The organism is Variovorax sp. BGA-UO-ETr-C22 (assembly GCF_059567965.1).
In genome coordinates this window covers 969,639-987,243 of the sequence record NZ_JCAQPA010000010.1, presented here as the reverse complement: position 1 = coordinate 987,243, position 17,605 = coordinate 969,639, and the positions used below count along the sequence as shown (strand labels likewise).

Genomic DNA, 17,605 nt, shown 5'->3' with positions numbered 1-17,605 from the left:
CTGGCGGGCTTTTTTCTGCGCTGCTGGTTTCCCCATGGTTTTTCCCCTCATCACCGACCCGTCGTTCTACGCGGTCGCCGTCCCCGCCGTGCTGCTGCTCGGCATCAGCAAGAGCGGCTTCGGCGCCGGTTTCGGGTCGCTGGCCGTGCCGATGATGGCGCTGGCCGTCACCGTGCCGCAGGCGGCGGCGATCCTGATGCCGCTGTTGCTGCTCATGGACCTGCTCGGCCTGGCCGCGTTCCGGCGCGACTTCGACCGCTCGCTGCTCAAGTTCCTGGTTCCGTTCGGGCTGGTCGGCACGGTGATCGGCACGCTGCTGTTTCGCGTGCTGTCGGCCCACACGGTGGCGGGCATCGTGGGTGTGTTCACGCTGGTGTTTTTGGCGCAGCGCCTGCTGTTCCCGCCCAAGCCCAACGACCCGCTGCCGTCGCGCGCGGTGGGCGCGGTGTTGACGACCGTGTCGGGCTTCACCAGCTTCATCGCGCATGCGGGCGGGCCGCCGATCAATGCCTACGTGATCCCGCTGAAGCTCAAGCCCGTGGTGTTCACGGCGACCATGGCCTACTTCTTCTTCGTGGTGAATCTCAGCAAGTGGATTCCCTACGCGTGGCTCGGCCTGCTCGACTTTCGCACGCTGGCCACCTCGCTCGTGCTGATGCCGATCGCACCGCTGGGCGTGTGGATCGGCATCCGCATCGCACGCCGCATCGATGCGACGTGGTTCTATCGCTTCGTCTATCTGGGCATGCTGCTGACAGGCCTGAAGCTCGTCTACGACGGCTTCCTGGCCTGAGCATGTTCAGAGTTCCACAATACTTTTGAAGCCGCCGAAGATCATGCGTTTGCCGTCGAACGGCAGGTTCTTCATGTCCATCATGGCCTCCAGGCGCGGGTCGGCCATGACCTTCTTGTTGATCGTGTCGCGGTGCTTGCGCGACTTGTAGGTGATCCACGAGAAGGCCACGGTCTCGTCGGCCTTGAGCTTCACGCTTTGGGGGAACGAGGTGAGCTTGCCGGGCTTCACGTCGTCGGCGATGCACTCTACGTACTCGAGCGCGCCGTACTCCATCCAGACCTTGCCGGCCTTGCGTGCGAGCTTGCGGTAGGCCTCGACGTTCTTGGTGGGAATGGCGACGATGAATCCGTCTACATAACGAGCCATGTCTGTTCTCCTGAATAGGGGATAGAACCGTTGAAGAAAGAAAAGCGGGGGCTGCATGGCGGCGTCGCGTTCACGACGACGCCGTCTCGCCCGCCGCGCCTGGGGCCGACGCTGCTTCGCTGTGGTTGTTTTGGGTGTGTCCCGGCAAGGCCGGGCGAAGCAGCAGGACCCCGATCAGACCCGCCGCCGCCGCGAACACGGCGCCGACCAGGAAGGCCAGGTTGTAGCCACCGGTGAGCGCCAGCGGCGTCTGTGCGCCGGCGGTGGCCATGGCGGTGGTGCGTGCCGCCGCGGCGCTGGCCAGCACGGCCAGGCCCAGGGCGCCGCCCATCATGAAGGCGGTGTTGACCACGCCCGAGGCCAGGCCCGAGTCGGCCGGGTCGACCTCGCTCATGGCCGCCAGCAGCACCGGGTTGAAGGCCATGCCCGCGCCCAGGCCGAGCAGCACCATGCCGGGCAGCACGTCGAGCACGAAGCTGCCGTTGACCGGCGCGCGCGCGAACAGCGCCAGCCCGAGGGCCGCGAGCCACAGGCCCGCCGCCAGCGGCTTGCGGATGCCGAAGCGCATCACGATCTTTGCGGAGAGGCCGAGCGAGAACACCGCCATGATCACGTTGGCCGGCAGGAAGGCCAGCCCGATCTGCATCGGCGTGTACTGCAGCACCAACTGCATGTACAGCGCCGAGATGAAGAACCACGCGAACATGGCCGCGGCCCACAGCACGCCCACCACGTTGGCCACCGACACGCTGCGCAGCTTGAACAGGCCCAGCGGCATCAGCGGATGCTGCACGCGCGCCTCGATGGCGATGAAGACGGCCAGCAGCACCACGGCCGCGCCCAGCAGCCCCATCGTCTGCGTGGAGCCCCAGCCCGCCTCGTTGCCGTTGACCACGCCGTACACCGCGAGCATCAGCGACGAGGTGACGGTGATGGCGCCGGCCACGTCGAGCTTCTCGCCATGCGCATGGCCGCGTGCATTGGGCAGCAGCGCCACGCACAGCGCATACACCGCCACGCCGATCGGCAGGTTGACCAGGAAGATCCAGTGCCAGCTCAGCGTGCTCGTGAGCAGCCCGCCCAGCAGCACGCCGATGCTGCCGCCGCCCGCGCACACGAAGCCGTACACGCCCATCGCCTTGGCGCGGTCGGCCGGCTCGGTGAACAGGTTCATGATGAGCGAGAGCGACACGGCCGACACCACCGCGCCGCCCAGGCCCTGCACCGCGCGCGCCGCCACCAGCAGGCCCTGCGAGGTCGAGACCCCGCAGGCCAGCGAGGCCAGCGTGAACAGCACCAGGCCCGCGAGGAACACGCGGCGGTGGCCGTACAGGTCGCCCAGCCGCCCGCCCAGCAGCAGGAAGCCGCCGAAGGTCAGCATGTAGGCGTTCACCACCCAGACCAAAGACGTCTCGGAAAAGCCGAGGTCGGTGCGGATCGAAGGCAACGCCACGTTCACGATCGTGGTGTCCAGCACGATCATCAGCACGCCCAGGCACAGCACCATCAGGGCGAGCCAGCGCTTTCGGTTGTCGAGGGTTTCGGTCATGGAAGGTGCTTCCTGCGAAGAAGGGAAAAGTAGAGAAAGAGAGGCGGCTCCGCGCTCAGACCAGCGCTTTGCCGCCGTTGATGAGCCACGGCGTGCCGAAGCGGTCGGTCACCATGCCGAAGCCTTCGACCCAGAAGGTCTTCTCGAACGGCATGCCGACCGAGCCGCCGTCGGCGAAGGCGTCGAAGATGCGCCGCGCCTCGGCCACGGTGTCGAGCGTGAGCGCCACGCCGAAGCCCTTCATGCCTTCGAAGGGCTGGCCCGGCATGGTGTCGGAGGCCATGAGGATGCCGTCGCCGTAGGTGAGCGACGCATGCATGATCCGCTTCTTGGCCTCGGCCGGCATCTGCTCGGTGTCGGGCGCTTCGCCGACGGTCATCATCATCTGCATGGTGCCGCGCAGCGTCTTCTCGTAAAAGCGCATGGCCTCGGCGGCGTTGCCGTCGAACGTGAGGTAAGCGTTGATGGGGGACATGTGAGTTCCTTGAGTGATTGAGGTGAGTCGATGAGGGGAGGAGGCGTTTACTTTTCGGTTGCGCTCTTCAGATTGGCCAGGCCCGCCTCGAAGTCCTTGCCGATCATCTGGTCCATGTCGAAGAAGATGCCCATGAGCTTGGCCATGTAGGGGGTGGGGCCGTACATGGCCCAGGTGACCTGCGTGGCGCCGCCCTGCGGCTGCAGCGTGAACTCGGCCGTGTTGTGGCCTTCGAAGGGCTTCACGAAGTCGAGCTTGATCGCAACCTTCGACGCCGGCTGCGACTCGGTGATTTCCATCGTGCCCGCACCCGCCTTGCTGTTGCCTTCCCAGGCGTAGGTCGCGCCCTTGCCGCTGGCGGCGCCGCCGTAGGTGCGCTTCATGGCCGGGTCGAGCTTCTCGTAGGGCGACCACGCGCTCCAGCGGTGGAAGTCGTCGATCAGCGGAAAGATTTTTTCGGCCGGCGCCTCGATGCGCGTGGTGCGCTCGACGCGAAAGCTGTCGGGCCGCGTGGCGCCGTAGATGAGCAGTGCGGCAATCAGCGCGAGGACGGCGAGGACGATGGTCTTGAGCATGATGAAAAAAAGCGTGTGGGAAGAGTGAAGAACGAGCCCTCGCGCATCACGCGGCGGCCGGGTCTGCGACCAGCAGCCAGCCCACGCCGAAGCGGTCGCTGAGCATGCCGAAGCTGGTGGTGAAGAAGGTCGGGATCAGCGGCTGCATCACCTGGCCGCCATCGGCCAGTGCGTCGAACCACTTGCGGGCGTCGGCGTCGCTGTCGGCCGACAGCGACAGCATGATTCCCTTGAACTCGGCCTGGCCGGAGCAGCGTCCGTCGGACAGCATGAGCTCGGTCTGGCCGATGCGCAAGACCGAATGCATCACTTTGTCAGGGCCGGGCATGCCGCCGGCGCAGCCGGCGTCGGGATTGCCCTCGGGGCCGCCGGTGGCCGGCGCCTCGCTGTAGCGCATCAGCTGCACGACTTCGGCGCCGAGCGCCTTCTTGTAGAAGGCAATCGCTTCGTCGCAACGACCTTCGAAGGACAGGTAAGACTGGACTTTCATGGCGTTTCCTTTCGGTTGGTTCACGGGCACAACGGGTCTGCGCGAAAACAATGGAATTACTTTGTGTACACCGTCCACAAAGAATAGCAGAGATAATGGACAGTGTCCACATGGAGTCACGATGAAGCTCAACAACGTTCCCGAAAGCCTGCCGCCCGCGCGCAGCACCTACCGCCACGGCGACCTGCGCCGTGCGTTGCTGGATGCGGGCATCGAACTGGCACGGGACGGGGGCCCCAGTGCCGTGGTGCTGCGCGAGGCCACGCGCCGCGTGGGCGTGGTGCCGAACGCGGCGTATCGCCACTTCGCCAGCCGGCACGACCTGCTGCTGGCGGTGCGTGCCGCGGCGCTGTCGGAGGCGGCCAAGGCGATGGAGGGCGAACTCGCCGTGCTGCCCTGCGACCAGCCGCCCGCCGACTTCGCGCGCGCGCAGGTGCGCGCCATCGGCACCGCTTATCTGCGCTTTGCGCAGGCGCAGCCGGGGCTGTTTCGCACGGCCTTCGTGGTGTCGGAAGACGCGCAGGGCGACGTCGGTCCCGACGGCGCGGGCGCCAGCGGCATGAACCCGTTCGAGTTGCTGGGCGCGGCCGTCGACCGGCTCGTGGACGCGGGCCTGCTCGACCCGGCGCGGCGCCCGGGCGCCGAATACCTCGCGTGGTCGGCGGTGCACGGGCTGGCGTTGCTCATCATCGACGGCCCGCTGCGCGGGGTCGACGCAACGGCCACGCATGCGCTTGGGCAGCGCCTCATCGACATGGTGGAACGCGGCCTGTAGCCGCAGCGTCGCCGCGCTCCGGTCTCAGAGATAGATCTTCTGCAGCAGCTTGATGAGCGTCTCGCGCTCGCGCGTGCTCAGGCGGCTGCTGGCTTCGGTTTCCAGTTGCACCACGGCCTGCTCGGCCTCGCGGATCAGCGTCTCGCCGGCCGGCGTGAGGTGCAGGCCGACCGCGCGGCCGTCGTGCGGATGCGGGCGGCGTTCGATGAGGCCGCGGCCGTCCAGCGTGGCCACCAGGCTCACGAGGTTGGGCGGCAGGATGTCCAGCGTGTTGCACAGCTGCCGCGAGGTGGCGCCCGGGTTGTGCGCCAGCAGCGAGAGCACCGAGAAGTCGATCTGCTTGAGGCCGTAGGGCGCCATGCGGTCGGCGAACACGGTGCTCACGATCAGCCAGGCGCGCCGGGCGTTGTAGCCGACCAGCCCTTCGAGCACGCGGGCGTCGAGCCGGTCCGTGCGGGGGGACGGCAGGGCGGCGGATTCGGTTTTGGCGGACGGTGTTTTCGCGGGAGGAGGCATGCGGCGAGCGTAACCGCGCGTTGCTTTCTCGAACAACTAGCGTGACGCCTCTTGTGCGGAATGCGCCAGTGCGACACCCTCACAAGCCCGCTTGACGATGCCCAGGCGCATCTCGAACTCGGGCAGCACCCAGCGCCGGAAGGCCGCCGCGGCGCGAAGGCGATCCGCATCGGCGGGCGCGGCCACCTCGATGCGGGCCCAGGCCCACGCCATCAGCGTGAGCGCGGTCACGCGCAGGAAGTCGTCCGCCACCTCGTAAGGCAGCACGGGGTTGGCGTGCGCCGCCATCGCCACCGTGGTGCCGAGGTAGCGCAGTTGCGCCAGCCGGCGCTGCACGTCGGCATCGGCCTCGCGCGAGGCGTCGAGCGTGTCGCGCAACTCGAGCAGCACGGCCGACAGCGCCGCACCGCCGTCGGGCAGCACCTTGCGCACCAGCAGGTCGATGGCCTGGATCTCGTTGGTGCCCTCGTAGATCATGGTCACGCGCGCGTCGCGCACCACCTGCTCGACGCCCCATTCGAGCACGTAGCCGTGGCCGCCGAACACCTGCAGGCAGTCGCTCGCGCCGTGGAAGGCCTGGTGCGTGCAGGCAGCCTTGAGCACCGGCGTGACCAGCGAGCACCAGCGCTGCGCGCGCTCGCGGGCCTTGGGGTCGCTGTCGTGCGTGGCGACGTCGAGCATCAGCGCGCTGCGGTAGGCCAGCGCGCGCGAGCCCTCGATCCAGGCGCGTTGGGTGTCGAGGATGCGGCGCACGGCCGGGTGCTCGGCGATCAGGTCGGCTGCCTCCGTGCCGCGGCTGGCGGGCGCGGCGCCGGGTGCGCGCATCTGGCGGCGCTCGGCGGCGTAGGCGTCGGCCTTCTGCCAGGCGGCGTCGAGCAGGCCGATGCCCTGCAGCGCCACGTGCAGGCGCGCCGCATTCATCATCACGAACATCGCGGCCAGCCCGCGACCGGGCTCACCGACCAGCCAGCCGGTGGCGTTGTCGAAGCGCATCGTGCAGGTCGGGCTGCCGTGCAGGCCCATCTTTTCTTCGATGCGCTCGCAGTGCACGGCGTTGCGCGCACCGTCGGGCAGCCGCTTCGGCACGAGCGCCAGCGACAGGCCCTTGGGCCCCGCCGGTGCATCGGGCAAACGGCACAGCACGAGGTGCACGATGTTCGGCGTGAGGTCGTGCTCGCCGCCCGAAATGAAGATCTTGCCGCCGTTCACGCGCACGCTGCCGTCGGCCTGCGCCGTGGCGCGCGTGCGCACCTGGCCGAGGTCGCTGCCGGCATGCGCTTCGGTGAGGCACATGGTCGCGAGCCATTCGCCGGTCGCGATCTTCTGCAAATAACGCGCCTTCAATTCGTCGCTGCCGTGGTGCTTGAGGCAGGCGTATGCGCCGTGCAGCAGCCCCGGCGCCATGGTGAAGCCGTGGTTCGCGGCGCTGAGCCATTCGTAGAGGATGGCCTCGAGCACCGCCGGCAGGCCCTGGCCGCCGTCTTCGGTGGCGGCGGAGAGCGCCGGCCAGCCGCCGTCCACGAAGGCCTGGTAGGCCGCGCGAAAGCCCGGTGGCGTGACGACCTCGCCGCCCTCGAAGTGGCAGCCGACCTCGTCGCCCTCGCGGTTCAGCGGCGCGATCACCTCGCCGACGAAGCGTGCGGCTTCTTCGAGCACCTGCGACTGCAGCGGCTCGTCGACCTCCGCGAAGGGCGCGAGTGCGCGCAGGCGCGTGGGCGCATCGAGCACCGCGTTCAACAGGAAGCGGACGTCTTCGGGGCGAGGCTGGTAATGCATGGGGTTCAGGACTCGGCGGTGAAGCCGATCTTCTTGACCAGCGGGCCCCAGCGTTCGTACTCGGACTGCAGCGACTTCTTCATCTCCTCGGGCGAGGAGCCGTGCGCGATCAGGCCCACCGACAGCAGGCCGTCGGCCACGGCCTTGTCCTTCAGCGCGGCCTGGATCGCGGTGCTCGCGACGGCGATGGTCGCGGCCGGCGTCTTCGCCGGTGCGAAGAAACCGAACCACTCGTCGGCCACGATCTCGGGGAAGCCCTGCTCGGTGAAGGTCGGCACGTCGGGCAGGTAGGCCGGGCGCTGCGCACCCGAGGTGGCGAGCACGCGCAGCTTGCCGGCCTTGACGAAGGGCAGGCAGTCGCCGGCGGGCGTCAGGCACGAGGCGATCTGGCCGCCCACCACGTCGTTGATGCCGGGCAGCGAGCCGCGGTAGGGCACGTGGCGCAGGTCGGTGCCGGTGCTCAGGCCCAGCAGCGCGCCCAGGAAGTGCGGCGTGGAGCCCGCACCCGGCGAGCCGTAGCTGGCCTGGCCGGGGTTGGCCTTGGCCCAGGCGATGTAGTCCTTCAGCGTCTTCACGCTGGCCGGCACCATCGGGCCGACGGCCAGGCCGTGCGTCATCACGGCACCGATGGAGATGGGCGCGAAGTCGGGGATGGCGTAGCTGAGCTTGGTGTAGATGTGCGGGTAGATCGACAGCGCCGAGGCCTGCGCGAGACACAGCACCGAACCGTCGGCCGGCGAGGTCTTGAGCGTGTCGAGTGCGATGCGCCCGCCCGCGCCGGGCTTGTTCTCGACCACCGGGTTGGTGGCGGTGAAGGGCGTGTTGCCCAGCTTGTCGGCCACGCGGCGGGCCACGCTGTCGCCCGCGCTGCCGGCCGGGAAGCCGTAGTAGATCTTCACCTGCTGCTGCACCGCCTGGGCGAGTGCGGCAAGGGGATGCAATGCGGCGAGCGCGGCGGTGCCGCCGAGCGCCGCCGTGAATTGGCGTCGGGTGGTCATGGTCTTGTCTCCTGGTTGTCTGCGGGGGCGGGAATCAGCGCGGCGCCATGCGCAAGGCGCCGTCGAGGCGAATCACTTCGCCGTTCAAGTGGCCGTTGGTCACGATGTGGCAGGCCAGCTCGGCGAATTCCGACGGCTTGCCCAGGCGCGGCGGGAACGGGATCGACGCGGCCAGCGAGTGCTGCACCGGCTCGGGCAGCTCCAGCAGCAGCGGCGTGGCGAAGAGGCCCGGCGCCACGGTGCACACGCGGATGGCGTGCTGCGCGAGGTCGCGCGCCATCGGCAGGGTCATGCCGACGAGGCCGCCCTTCGAGGCGCTGTAGGCCTGCTGGCCCACCTGGCCGTCGAAGGCCGCGACCGAGGCGGTGAAGAGCATCACGCCCTTTTCGCCGTTGTCGAGCGCGTCGAGCTTCGCGCAGCGCGCCGCAAAGAGGCGCGCCATGTTGTAGCCGCCGATGAGGTTGATGTTGACCACGCGCACGAAGTCTTCGAGCGGCGCCGGGTTGCCGTCCTTGCCGACGATGCGCTTGGCGCTGCCGATACCGGCCACGTTCATCAAAATGCGCGCGGGGCCGTGCGCGGCCTGCGCCTTGTCGAGCGCGGCGTTCACGCTGTCGGTGTCGGTGATGTCGCAGACGCAGGCGACGCCGCCGATTTCTGCGGCCACTTTTTCGGCGAGGGCTGCATTGCGGTCGAGCACCGCGACCTTGGCGCCCAGGCGCGCGAGTTCGCGCGCGGTGGCCTCGCCGAGGCCCGAGGCGCCGCCGGTGACGAGTGCGGCTTGTCCTTCGATCTTCATGGGTGTGTCTCCTGGATGGGGTTAGCGGGGCTTGAGCGTGAAAGGCAGCGTGTCGGCGTGCAGCGCGTCGGCCAGTGCGGCGCGGTGCTTGAGCACGGCGCGCTGGTTGATGGAGCCCTTGTCGGTCACTTCGCCCTTGTCGATCGAGGGCGGCTCGGCCATCAGGTGCAGCCGCGCGATGCGGTTGGCGCTGCCGGTGGCGCCGGCCGCGAGCGTGTCCACCACCTGCTGGAAGTGCGCCTGCACGGGAGCGCTTTCGAGCACCTGCTGCAGCGGGGCATCGGCAGGCAGGTCGGCGAGCTGGCGCACCTTCTGCGTCGGGAAGATCAGCGCGCCGACCTCCTTCAGGTTGATGCCCGTGAGCACCGCGTCCTGCACGTAGGGCGAGCCGGCCGCGATGATCTTCGCGCGCAGCGGGCCCACGCTCACGAAGGTGCCGGTGGCGAGCTTGAAGTCTTCGGCGATGCGGCCGTCGAAGCGCAGGCCGCGGTGGATGTCGCCGTCGTCGATCCACTTCACCGCGTCGCCGGTGGAGAAGAAGCCTTCGTCGTCGAAGGCCTCGGCCGTGGCCTCGGGCGCGCGCCAGTAGCCGGGCGTGATGTTGGGGCCGCGGTAGCGCACCTCGGTCTTGCCGTCGACCTCGATCAGCTTGAGCTCGATGCCGGCGGCCGGCAGGCCCACGTCGCCCGACTTCACGTCGGGGCCGGTCACGTACAGCGCGAAGGGGCCCGACTCGGTCATGCCCAGGCCGGTGCCCATCACGATGCGCTCGCCGACTTCCGATTCCTGCGTGCGGTGCAGGCTGTCCCACACGGGCTGTGCGAGTGCCGCGCCCGAGTAGAAGAACATCTTCACGCGCGACAGCAGGTTGCGGCGCAGCACGGCGTCGCTTTCCATCGCGTTGGCGATGGCCTCGAAGCCGGTGGGCACGTTGAAGTAGATGGTGGGCGCGATCTCGCGCAGGTTGCGCAGCGTCTCGGCCATGCCGGCGGGCGTGGGCTTGCCGTCGTCGATGAACAGCGTGCCGCCGTTGTCCAGCACGATGCCCACGTTGTGGTTGCCGCCGAAGGTGTGGTTCCAGGGCAGCCAGTCGACCAGCACGGGCGGCTCGTCGCCCAGCGCGGGAATCGACTGGCGCAGCTGCTGCTGGTTGGCGCACCACATGCGGTGCGTGTTGATCACCGCCTTGGGCATCTTGGTCGAGCCCGAGGTGAAAAGAAACTTGGTGATGGTGTCGGGGCCGGTGGCCTGCATCGCCGCGTCGATGGCGGGCGTGGCCGGCGTGGCGGCGAGCACGTCGAAGCGCGTGGTGGCGCGGCCTTCGAGCGTGCCTTCGGCGAGCACGACCTCGGTGCCGGCGGGCACGGTGGCCGCGATGGCCTTGGCGAAGCGCGCGGCGTCGGCGGCAAACACCAGGCCGGGCGTGAGCGTGTCGATGACGTGGCGCAGCTTGTCGTAGTCCTGGCTCACGATCGCATAGGGCGGCGACACGGGGCAGTAGGGCACGCCGGCGTAGAGGCAGCCCAGCGCGAGCAGCGCGTGCTCGATGCCGTTCTCGCTGAGGATCACGACCGGGCGCTCGGCGTTCAGGCCGCGGTCGAGCAGGGCTTGTCCGATGCCGCGCGCTTCTTCCAGCGCCTGCGCATAGCTCACGCGCAGCCAGTCGCCGGTGCGGCCGTCGGGCAGGCGCTCGCGGCGCGCGATGAAGGTGCGATCGGGCGCCACCTGCGCCCAGTGCGCGAGCCGGTCGGTCATGCGCTCGCGGTAGGCCTGCAGCGGCGCTTCGGCCGTGAGGTAGCGCGTGCCCGGCGCGCCGTCGCGCAGCACCGCGCGCGTCACGCCGAAGGCCAGCGGGCGGTAGCGGACGGCGGTCATCCCTTGCTCACCTTGGCGCCACGGCCTTCGAGGAAGTCGCGCACGCGTTCCTTGGCCTCGGGCGCGGCCTGGACGATGCCCGACATCAACGCCTCGGTGAAGAAGCCGTGGTCGGCCGACTGCTCCGAGATGCGCGGCAGCGCGTGCATCAGCGCGTAGTTGGTGAGCGGGGCGTTGGTGGCGATGCGCTTGGCAAGCTCGAAGGCCTTGTCGAAGGCGGAGCCTTCGTCGACCAGGTACTGCGCGAAGTTGGCGCGCTCGCCGTCTTCGGCGTTGTAGACGCGACCGGTCATCATCATGTCGGTCATGCGGGCCACGCCGATCAGCTTGGGGATGCGCACCGAGCCGCCGCCGCCCACGAAGATGCCGCGCGAGCCTTCGGGCAGTGCGTAGAAGGTGGAGCGGTCGGCCACGCGGATGTGGCAGGCGCTGGCCAGCTCGAGCCCGCCGCCGACCACCGCGCCGTGCAGCGCCGCCACCACCGGCACCGGGCCGTGCTGGATCAGGTCGAGCGCGCTGTGCCACAGGCGCGAGTGCTGCATGCCCTGGCCGGCGTCGCGCTCCTTGAGCTCGCTCAGGTCCAGGCCGGCGCAGAAATGCGGGCCCTCGCCGTCGAGCACGGCCGCGCGCACGGTGGCGGGCAGCGTCTCGAAGGTGTCGCGCAGCGCGAGGATCAGGCCGTCGGACAGCGCGTTGCGCTTGGCGCCGCGCGTGAGACGAACGATGGCGACGTCGTCGCGGATGTCGAGGTGGAGGTCTGGATTGGTCATGATGGTGTGCGGGGTTGCGTTGGATTATGGTTATGAGAAATAATCAATTCAAGGCATTGGAGCCTCCCGAAACCTAGGGACTTACCCGAACCGGAGACAACGACATGGACCCACGGAACCTGATCGCGATCGACATCCACACCCACGCCGAAGTGAGTTGCTGGAATCCTTTCGACAACTACGGCGAGGAATACGACCGCGCGGCCGACAAGTTCTTCGGCTCGAACCGCCGCCCCACCATCGCCGAGAGCGTGGCGTACTACCGTGAAAGGAAGATCGGGCTGGTGATGTTCATGGTCGACGCCGAGTCGAACATGGGCCGCCGCCGCATCCCGAACGAGGAGATCGCCGAGGCCGCGGCGCAGAACAGCGACATCATGATTGCCTTCGGCAGCGTCGATCCGCACAAGGGAAAGATGGGCGCGCGCGAGGCGCGCCGGCTCATCGAGGAGCACGGCGTGAAGGGCTTCAAGTTCCACCCGACCGTGCAGGGCTACCACCCCTACGACCGCATGGCCTGGCCGATCTACGAGGTGATCGCCGAGTACAAGCTGCCGGCCATCTTTCACACCGGCCACAGCGGCATCGGCTCGGGCATGCGCTGCGGCGGCGGCCTTCGGCTGGAATACAGCAATCCGATGCACCTGGACGACGTGGCCATCGACTTCCCCGACATGCAGATCGTCATGGCCCACCCGAGCTTCCCCTGGCAGGACGAGGCGCTGAGCGTGGCGACGCACAAGCCCAACGTGTGGATCGATCTCTCGGGCTGGAGCCCGAAGTACTTTCCGAAGCAGCTGGTGCAGTACGCCAACACGCTGCTGAAGGACCGCATCCTGTTCGGCAGCGACTACCCGCTGATCACGCCCGACCGCTGGATGAAGGACTTCGAGGCCGCCGGCTTCAAGCCCGAGGTCATGCCCGGCATCCTCAAGGACAACGCGGTGCGCCTGCTGGGGCTCGGAACCCCGGCGGCCTGAGGCTCAGGCGGCGCGCGGCGCCGCCTCGTTCCAGTGCGGCTCCCACAGCGCTGCGCCGCGTTCGAACACGGCGGCCAGTTCCTTCTTGCGGCGCTGCGCCACCGCGGTGATCAAGGCATTGCAGACCGACAGCGCCGCCGTGTACGAATCGAAGGGCGAGGCGCTGGAGGTGCGCACCAGCAGCAGGTGATCGGCCGAGGCCGCCGCGGGCGCGGTGGGGCTGTCGGTGACCATGACGACCTTCGCGCCCTGCTCGCGGAAGTAGGCCGCCGTGCGCGCGATCGCGAGCGAGTGGCGGCGGAAGGTGAGCGTGAGCAGCAGGTCGTTGTCGTCGATGCGCAGCAGCTGGTCTTCCAGCGGCAGCGCGCCCGCACCGCCCAGCAGCCGCACGTCGGGCAGGCACAGGTTCAGGTTCAGCGCGAGGTGGCTGGCCAGCGGCAGGCCGTTGCGCTGGCCGAGCACGTGCACGCGCACCTTGCGCTGCGTGAGCAGCTTCACCGCCGCCTCGAACGCGCCCACGTCGAGCGCCGCGAAGGTGGCGGCCAGGTTGTGCTGGTCGTGCAGCAGCGCGTTGTCCAGGCAGCTGCGCACGGAGGTGTCGTCGCCGATGACCGCGTCGGCGCGCGTGGCGGGCGAGGCCAGCAGGGCGGTGACTTCGGCGCGCGCCTCCATCTGCGCCTGGGCGTAGCTCTCGTAGCCCAGCTTGGCGAGCAGCCGCACCACGGTCGAGGCGCTGGTGCCCACCTTTCTTGCAAGGCTCGTTGCAGATTCGAGCAGTCCTTGCGGGTGGTGCGCCTGCAATTCCTCGATGAGGCGTCGCTCGCTTTTCGTGAGCTTCTTGCCATAGCCCGAGATGCGCTGGTTCAGGCTGGGGGCGGCGGGGGTGTCTGCGTGCGGCATCGGAGAAACCTCATTTTTGCAACGAGTATTGCAAAAATTAGGCCTCCTTGCAAAAATGAATGCACGATTTCGGCCGGACCTGTCCGCCCGATTGCCCGCTTCTTCTGCAGAAAGACCTTGCCATGCGTTCCACCACCCCCGCCGTGCCCGCCCTGCGCCGGCGCGAGATCCTCGGCGCCGGCCTGACGGCGGCGTTGCTGCCCCTGTCCGCGCGCGCCCAGGCCTTTCCGGCCCGCCCGGTCACGCTGGTGGTGCCGTTCCCGGCCGGCGGCTCGGTCGACCTGATCGCGCGGCTGTACGCCGAGCCGCTGTCGAAGGCGTTGGGCACGCCGGTGGTCATCGACAACCGCGCCGGCGCCGGCGGCTCCATCGCCAGCGCCCAGGTGGCGCGCGCCAAGCCCGACGGCTACACGCTCGTGGTGTCCTCGCAGAGCTCGCACCTGGCCAACCCGCTGACGCAGGCCAACCCGGGCTACGACCCGATCAAGGATTTCCTGTCCATCAGCCAGCTCGCGCGCTCCATCAACGTGCTGCTGGTGAACCCGGCCGTGCCCGCCAAGACCTTCAAGGAGTTCGTGGCGCTGGTGAAGTCGCGCCCGGGCGAGCTCAACTTCTGCAGCGCCGGGCCGGGCAGCATGGGCCAGCTCAACGTCGAGCTGATGAAGTCGCAGCTGCAGCTCAACGCCACGCACGTGCCCTACCGCGGCGGCGGTCCGCTGGTGACCGCGCTGATCTCGAACGAAGTGCAGTTCGGCCTGGACAACCTCGCGCCGTTCCTGCCGCACATCCAGGCCGGCAAGCTGCGCGCGCTGGCTGTGGCCTCGCCCACGCGTGTCGCGGCGCTGCCCGACGTGCCGACCTTCACCGAACTGGGCTATCCGGTGCTGAACACCACCTCGTGGATCGGCCTGGCCGCGCCCGCGAAGACGCCGCCCGAGGTCATCGCCGCGCTGCACAAGGCGGTGCGCACGGTGGCTGACCAGCCGACGATGGTCGAGGCGCTGCTGGCACGCGGCTCGCTCGCGCCCGAGGCGCAGTCGCCCGCGCAGTTCACGGCCATGATGTCGGAGCGGCTCGCGCTGTACGGCGAGATGGTCAAGCGCGCCGGCATCCGCGGCGAGTGAGCGGGCGGCTGGTTCCATGACGCAGACACTGCAGGCCTTCGCTCCCGACACCGCACCGCTGGAGGTGCTGCCGCGCGACCTCTCGGCCTACCGCCAGGGCAACACCGGCATCGACTACGTGCACCGCTTCGCGTCCGGCAAGCCGGGCCCGCACGTGCTCGTCAACGCGCTCACGCACGGCAACGAGATCTGCGGCATGGTCGCGGCCACGCACCTGCTCGACACCGGCGTGCGCCCGAAGATCGGCACGCTCACCGTGAGCTTCGCGAACGTCGAGGCCTACGAGGCCTTCGACATCGGCCGGCCCTACGAGAACCGCCAGCTGGTGCACAACCTGAACCGCATCTGGTCGCCCGAGCTGCTCGACGGCACCGGGGACAGCCCCGAGCTGCGCCGCGCGCGCGAGCTGCGGCCGGTGCTCGACGCGGCCGATTACGTGCTGGACATCCATTCCACGCGCGCGCCCGTGCAGCCCTTCTGGGTCTACCCGGAGTTCGAACGCAATGCAGGCTTGGCGCAGGCCGTCGGCGGCCCGGCGGTGCACCTCGTGATGCCCGTGGGCGCCGCGCCCGGCACGGGCGTCACGGCCTACGGCCGGCACGGCGAGCCGGGCATCGACGGCGGTGCGGTGGTGGTCGAGTGCGGCCAGCATTTCGCGCAGTCGGCGGCCGACCTGGCCACCGACGTGTCGCTGCGCTTTTTGGCGCACCTCGGGCTCGTCGACCCGGTGCCGCGCGTGCCGGTGGCCGCGCGCCGCTTCCGGCTGCTCGAGGTCCACATGGTCACGTCGGACGACTTCGCCTTCGTGCGACCCGTGCTCGGTTTCGAGACCTTCGACCAGGGTGAGCTGATCGCGGTGCAGGCCGGGCGCGAGATCCGCTCGCCCTGCTACGGCTGCACGATCTTCATGCCGACCCGCGCGCCGGTGATCGGCCGCGAGGGCGTGTACCTGACCGTGCCGGTCTGACCTCGCGCCTCAGGGCGCCTTCGCGTCGCCCGTTGGCTCGTCTTCACCGAGCCGGTCCCAGTCCTGGCCCGAGCGCAGCTTGCGCTCCTCGCGCTCGCGCGCCATCTGCTCCTCGAACTGCTGGCGGCCCGCCTTGTTGGCGGCGATCAGCTTGGCGCGGTCCTTGTAGTGCGGGTAGATCTCGTCGCTGAGCTTGAGGTTTCGCTGGCGGAAGCGCATCGAGGCCTCGCGCGCCTCGGCCGCCGGCCAGCCCAGCGCCTCCAGCGCCGAGCGCGCGCTGCGCAGCGACGACTCGAACACCTCGCGCTCGATGTCCTGCACGCCGCGGTCGCGCAGCTGGAACAGGTGCGTCACGTTGCGTGCGCGCGCAATGATGCGCGCCTGCGGGAAGTTCTCGCGCACCAGGTCGACGATGTCCAGCGACTGTTCGATGTCGTCCACCGCCACCACGATGGCGCGCGCCGTGCCGGCGCCCGCGGTGCGCAGCAGGTCCAGCCGCGTGGCGTCGCCGTAGAACACCCGGAAGCCGAACTGGCGCAGGCCTTCGACGGTGTCGGCGTCGTGGTCGAGCACCGTCACGCGCAGGCCCTGCGACATCAGCAGGCGACCGACGATCTGGCCGTAGCGCCCGAAGCCGCAGATCAGCACCTTGGCGTCCTGCTGCTCCGAAATCTCTTCGAGCTGCGGTCCGCCCGCGTGGCTGTAGCGCGGCAGCACGAACTTGTCGAGCAGCACCAGCAGGAGCGGCGACAGCAGCATCGACAGCGCCACCGCGCCGATCAGCAGCGAGGTGGTCTGCGGCGGCAGCACGTCGGGCCCGGCGGCCTGGAACACCACGAAGGCGAACTCGCCGCCCTGCGCCAGCAGCAGCGTGAACACCGGCCGCTCCTGGTAGGCCAGGCCCATGGCCTTGGCCAGCGCGTAGATCACCACCAGCTTGATGACCAGGAAGCTCACCACCAGCAAGGCCATGACCCCCGGGTTGGCCAGCAGCACGCCGAAGTTGATCGACATGCCCACCGCGATGAAGAACAGCCCGAGCAGCAGGCCCTTGAAGGGCTCGATGTCGGTCTCCAGCTCGCGCCGGTACTCGCTCTCGGCCAGCAGCACGCCGGCAAGGAAGGCGCCCAGTGCCATCGACAGGCCGACGAACTGCATCAGCGCCGCGATGGCCACCACCAGCAGCAGCGCGGCGGCGGTGAAGATCTCGGGCGTGTCGCTGCGCGCGATCCAGCGCAGGATCGGGCGCAGCAGCAGCCGGCCGCCGAGGATGATGCCGGCGATCACGCCGACGATCTTCAGCGCCTCGAGCGCGCGGTCCAGCCCGCTGATGGACTGCTCGGCCGCCGTGGCACCGGCCAGCAGCGGCAGCAGCGCAAGGATCGGGATCGCCGCCACGTCCTGGAACAGCAGGATCGAGAAGCCGGCCTGCCCGCTGGGCGTCTTCAGCAGGTTGCGTTCGCCGAACACCTGCAGTGCGATGGCGGTGGACGACAGCGCCAGCCCGAGGGCGGCCACCAGTGCCACGCGCCACGGCGCGCCCACGGCCCAGCCGACGGCGAACAGCACCGCCGCGCAGCTGAGCACCTGCGCCGATCCCCAGCCGAAGATCGGGCGGCGCAGGCTCCACAGGCGCTTGGGTTCGAGTTCGAGGCCCACGAGGAAGAGCATCAGCACCACGCCGAACTCGGCGAAATGCAGCACGTCTTCGACGCTGGACACGAGGCCCAGGCCCCAGGGGCCGATCGCGATGCCGGCCACGAGGTAGCCGATGATCGAGCCCAGGCCCAGGGCCTTGGACAGCGGCACCACCAGCACGGCGGCGCTCAGGTAGATCAGGCTGCTGGTCAGCCAGGCGGGTGCGTGTTCCATGC

The 17,605-nt window shown here is 69.2% G+C and carries 18 protein-coding genes; 5 read left to right on the top strand and 13 right to left on the bottom strand.

What is annotated here, in order from left to right; all coding sequences use genetic code 11:
- Positions 1 to 34: 34 nt before the first annotated feature.
- The gene (locus AC57B8_RS18095) at positions 35 to 793 is read left to right on the top strand and encodes a sulfite exporter TauE/SafE family protein (RefSeq protein WP_095951002.1); all 759 of its coding nucleotides are present in this window, start codon (positions 35 to 37) and stop codon (positions 791 to 793) included.
- A 6-nt stretch (positions 794 to 799) separates the two neighbouring features.
- Here AC57B8_RS18095 and AC57B8_RS18090 read toward each other — a convergent pair whose 3' ends face one another.
- The 5 genes from AC57B8_RS18090 to AC57B8_RS18070 all read right to left on the bottom strand — a co-directional run bounded on the left by AC57B8_RS18090 (position 800) and on the right by AC57B8_RS18070 (position 4,251).
- On the bottom strand, positions 800 to 1,162 hold the full coding sequence (locus AC57B8_RS18090; RefSeq protein ID WP_062479540.1) for a DUF1428 domain-containing protein: 363 nt from the start codon (positions 1,160 to 1,162) through the stop codon (positions 800 to 802).
- Positions 1,163 to 1,232: 70 nt separating this feature from the next.
- Positions 1,233 to 2,711 (bottom strand): DHA2 family efflux MFS transporter permease subunit, encoded by a 1,479-nt coding sequence (locus tag AC57B8_RS18085; RefSeq protein WP_496480322.1) that lies wholly within the window; start codon positions 2,709 to 2,711, stop codon positions 1,233 to 1,235.
- Positions 2,712 to 2,766: 55 nt separating this feature from the next.
- On the bottom strand, positions 2,767 to 3,186 hold the full coding sequence (locus AC57B8_RS18080) for a VOC family protein (RefSeq protein WP_159275417.1): 420 nt from the start codon (positions 3,184 to 3,186) through the stop codon (positions 2,767 to 2,769).
- 47 nt (positions 3,187 to 3,233) lie between these two features.
- A complete protein-coding gene (locus AC57B8_RS18075) occupies positions 3,234 to 3,761 on the bottom strand; it encodes an SRPBCC family protein (protein WP_496480321.1) in 528 nt (175 codons plus the stop codon).
- A gap of 46 nt (positions 3,762 to 3,807) precedes the next feature.
- Positions 3,808 to 4,251, bottom strand: a complete 444-nt coding sequence (locus AC57B8_RS18070) for a VOC family protein (protein ID WP_139699950.1) — start codon at positions 4,249 to 4,251, stop codon at positions 3,808 to 3,810.
- A gap of 121 nt (positions 4,252 to 4,372) precedes the next feature.
- Here AC57B8_RS18070 and AC57B8_RS18065 point away from each other — a divergent pair, with 121 nt between their 5' ends.
- A complete protein-coding gene (locus AC57B8_RS18065; protein ID WP_062479525.1) occupies positions 4,373 to 5,026 on the top strand; it encodes a TetR/AcrR family transcriptional regulator in 654 nt (217 codons plus the stop codon).
- A gap of 24 nt (positions 5,027 to 5,050) precedes the next feature.
- Here AC57B8_RS18065 and AC57B8_RS18060 read toward each other — a convergent pair whose 3' ends face one another.
- From AC57B8_RS18060 to AC57B8_RS18035, 6 genes are read right to left on the bottom strand one after another with little or no spacing between them, the layout of a single operon-like run.
- Positions 5,051 to 5,542 (bottom strand): MarR family winged helix-turn-helix transcriptional regulator, encoded by a 492-nt coding sequence (locus AC57B8_RS18060; protein ID WP_070061951.1) that lies wholly within the window; start codon positions 5,540 to 5,542, stop codon positions 5,051 to 5,053.
- 36 nt (positions 5,543 to 5,578) lie between these two features.
- Positions 5,579 to 7,318, bottom strand: a complete 1,740-nt coding sequence (locus AC57B8_RS18055) for an acyl-CoA dehydrogenase family protein (protein WP_496480320.1) — start codon at positions 7,316 to 7,318, stop codon at positions 5,579 to 5,581.
- A gap of 5 nt (positions 7,319 to 7,323) precedes the next feature.
- Complete coding sequence (locus AC57B8_RS18050) at positions 7,324 to 8,316, bottom strand: Bug family tripartite tricarboxylate transporter substrate binding protein (protein WP_496480319.1); 993 nt, start codon at positions 8,314 to 8,316, stop codon at positions 7,324 to 7,326.
- Positions 8,317 to 8,350: 34 nt separating this feature from the next.
- Positions 8,351 to 9,115, bottom strand: coding sequence for an SDR family NAD(P)-dependent oxidoreductase (locus AC57B8_RS18045; RefSeq protein ID WP_062479514.1), 765 nt, complete (start codon positions 9,113 to 9,115; stop codon positions 8,351 to 8,353).
- Between the two features lie 21 nt (positions 9,116 to 9,136).
- Positions 9,137 to 10,990: a feruloyl-CoA synthase gene (locus AC57B8_RS18040; RefSeq protein ID WP_496480318.1), complete on the bottom strand. Its 1,854-nt coding sequence runs from the start codon at positions 10,988 to 10,990 to the stop codon at positions 9,137 to 9,139.
- A complete protein-coding gene (locus AC57B8_RS18035; RefSeq protein WP_496480317.1) occupies positions 10,987 to 11,760 on the bottom strand; it encodes a crotonase/enoyl-CoA hydratase family protein in 774 nt (257 codons plus the stop codon). The genes AC57B8_RS18040 and AC57B8_RS18035 overlap by 4 nt, the downstream gene beginning before the upstream one ends.
- 104 nt (positions 11,761 to 11,864) lie before the next feature.
- Here AC57B8_RS18035 and AC57B8_RS18030 point away from each other — a divergent pair, with 104 nt between their 5' ends.
- On the top strand, positions 11,865 to 12,740 hold the full coding sequence (locus AC57B8_RS18030; protein ID WP_496480316.1) for an amidohydrolase family protein: 876 nt from the start codon (positions 11,865 to 11,867) through the stop codon (positions 12,738 to 12,740).
- 3 nt (positions 12,741 to 12,743) lie between these two features.
- On the opposite strand, the gene AC57B8_RS18025 is transcribed toward AC57B8_RS18030, so the two are convergent.
- Complete coding sequence (locus AC57B8_RS18025; RefSeq protein WP_369630071.1) at positions 12,744 to 13,640, bottom strand: MurR/RpiR family transcriptional regulator; 897 nt, start codon at positions 13,638 to 13,640, stop codon at positions 12,744 to 12,746.
- Between the two features lie 122 nt (positions 13,641 to 13,762).
- Between AC57B8_RS18025 and AC57B8_RS18020 the strand changes: the two genes are divergently transcribed.
- Both AC57B8_RS18020 and AC57B8_RS18015 read left to right on the top strand, forming a co-directional pair.
- The gene (locus tag AC57B8_RS18020; RefSeq protein ID WP_062479498.1) at positions 13,763 to 14,764 is read left to right on the top strand and encodes a Bug family tripartite tricarboxylate transporter substrate binding protein; all 1,002 of its coding nucleotides are present in this window, start codon (positions 13,763 to 13,765) and stop codon (positions 14,762 to 14,764) included.
- Between the two features lie 16 nt (positions 14,765 to 14,780).
- A complete protein-coding gene (locus AC57B8_RS18015; RefSeq protein ID WP_496480315.1) occupies positions 14,781 to 15,731 on the top strand; it encodes a M14 family metallopeptidase in 951 nt (316 codons plus the stop codon).
- Between the two features lie 9 nt (positions 15,732 to 15,740).
- On the opposite strand, the gene kefC is transcribed toward AC57B8_RS18015, so the two are convergent.
- Entirely contained in the window at positions 15,741 to 17,603 is a 1,863-nt protein-coding gene (kefC, locus tag AC57B8_RS18010) for a glutathione-regulated potassium-efflux system protein KefC (RefSeq protein WP_496480314.1), read from the bottom strand.
- Positions 17,604 to 17,605: the final 2 nt, after the last annotated feature.

Coding starts and splice junctions, on each gene's coding strand:
- AC57B8_RS18040 (WP_496480318.1), bottom strand. CDS start 10,990: ATGACCGCCGTCCGCTACCGCCCGCTGGCCTTCGGCGTGACGCGCGCG.
- AC57B8_RS18080 (WP_159275417.1), bottom strand. CDS start 3,186: ATGTCCCCCATCAACGCTTACCTCACGTTCGACGGCAACGCCGCCGAG.
- AC57B8_RS18095 (WP_095951002.1), top strand. CDS start 35: ATGGTTTTTCCCCTCATCACCGACCCGTCGTTCTACGCGGTCGCCGTC.
- AC57B8_RS18075 (WP_496480321.1), bottom strand. CDS start 3,761: ATGCTCAAGACCATCGTCCTCGCCGTCCTCGCGCTGATTGCCGCACTG.
- kefC (WP_496480314.1), bottom strand. CDS start 17,603: ATGGAACACGCACCCGCCTGGCTGACCAGCAGCCTGATCTACCTGAGC.
- AC57B8_RS18025 (WP_369630071.1), bottom strand. CDS start 13,640: ATGCCGCACGCAGACACCCCCGCCGCCCCCAGCCTGAACCAGCGCATC.
- AC57B8_RS18030 (WP_496480316.1), top strand. CDS start 11,865: ATGGACCCACGGAACCTGATCGCGATCGACATCCACACCCACGCCGAA.
- AC57B8_RS18060 (WP_070061951.1), bottom strand. CDS start 5,542: ATGCCTCCTCCCGCGAAAACACCGTCCGCCAAAACCGAATCCGCCGCC.
- AC57B8_RS18020 (WP_062479498.1), top strand. CDS start 13,763: ATGCGTTCCACCACCCCCGCCGTGCCCGCCCTGCGCCGGCGCGAGATC.
- AC57B8_RS18050 (WP_496480319.1), bottom strand. CDS start 8,316: ATGACCACCCGACGCCAATTCACGGCGGCGCTCGGCGGCACCGCCGCG.
- AC57B8_RS18090 (WP_062479540.1), bottom strand. CDS start 1,162: ATGGCTCGTTATGTAGACGGATTCATCGTCGCCATTCCCACCAAGAAC.
- AC57B8_RS18045 (WP_062479514.1), bottom strand. CDS start 9,115: ATGAAGATCGAAGGACAAGCCGCACTCGTCACCGGCGGCGCCTCGGGC.
- AC57B8_RS18055 (WP_496480320.1), bottom strand. CDS start 7,318: ATGCATTACCAGCCTCGCCCCGAAGACGTCCGCTTCCTGTTGAACGCG.
- AC57B8_RS18070 (WP_139699950.1), bottom strand. CDS start 4,251: ATGAAAGTCCAGTCTTACCTGTCCTTCGAAGGTCGTTGCGACGAAGCG.
- AC57B8_RS18085 (WP_496480322.1), bottom strand. CDS start 2,711: ATGACCGAAACCCTCGACAACCGAAAGCGCTGGCTCGCCCTGATGGTG.
- AC57B8_RS18035 (WP_496480317.1), bottom strand. CDS start 11,760: ATGACCAATCCAGACCTCCACCTCGACATCCGCGACGACGTCGCCATC.
- AC57B8_RS18065 (WP_062479525.1), top strand. CDS start 4,373: ATGAAGCTCAACAACGTTCCCGAAAGCCTGCCGCCCGCGCGCAGCACC.
- AC57B8_RS18015 (WP_496480315.1), top strand. CDS start 14,781: ATGACGCAGACACTGCAGGCCTTCGCTCCCGACACCGCACCGCTGGAG.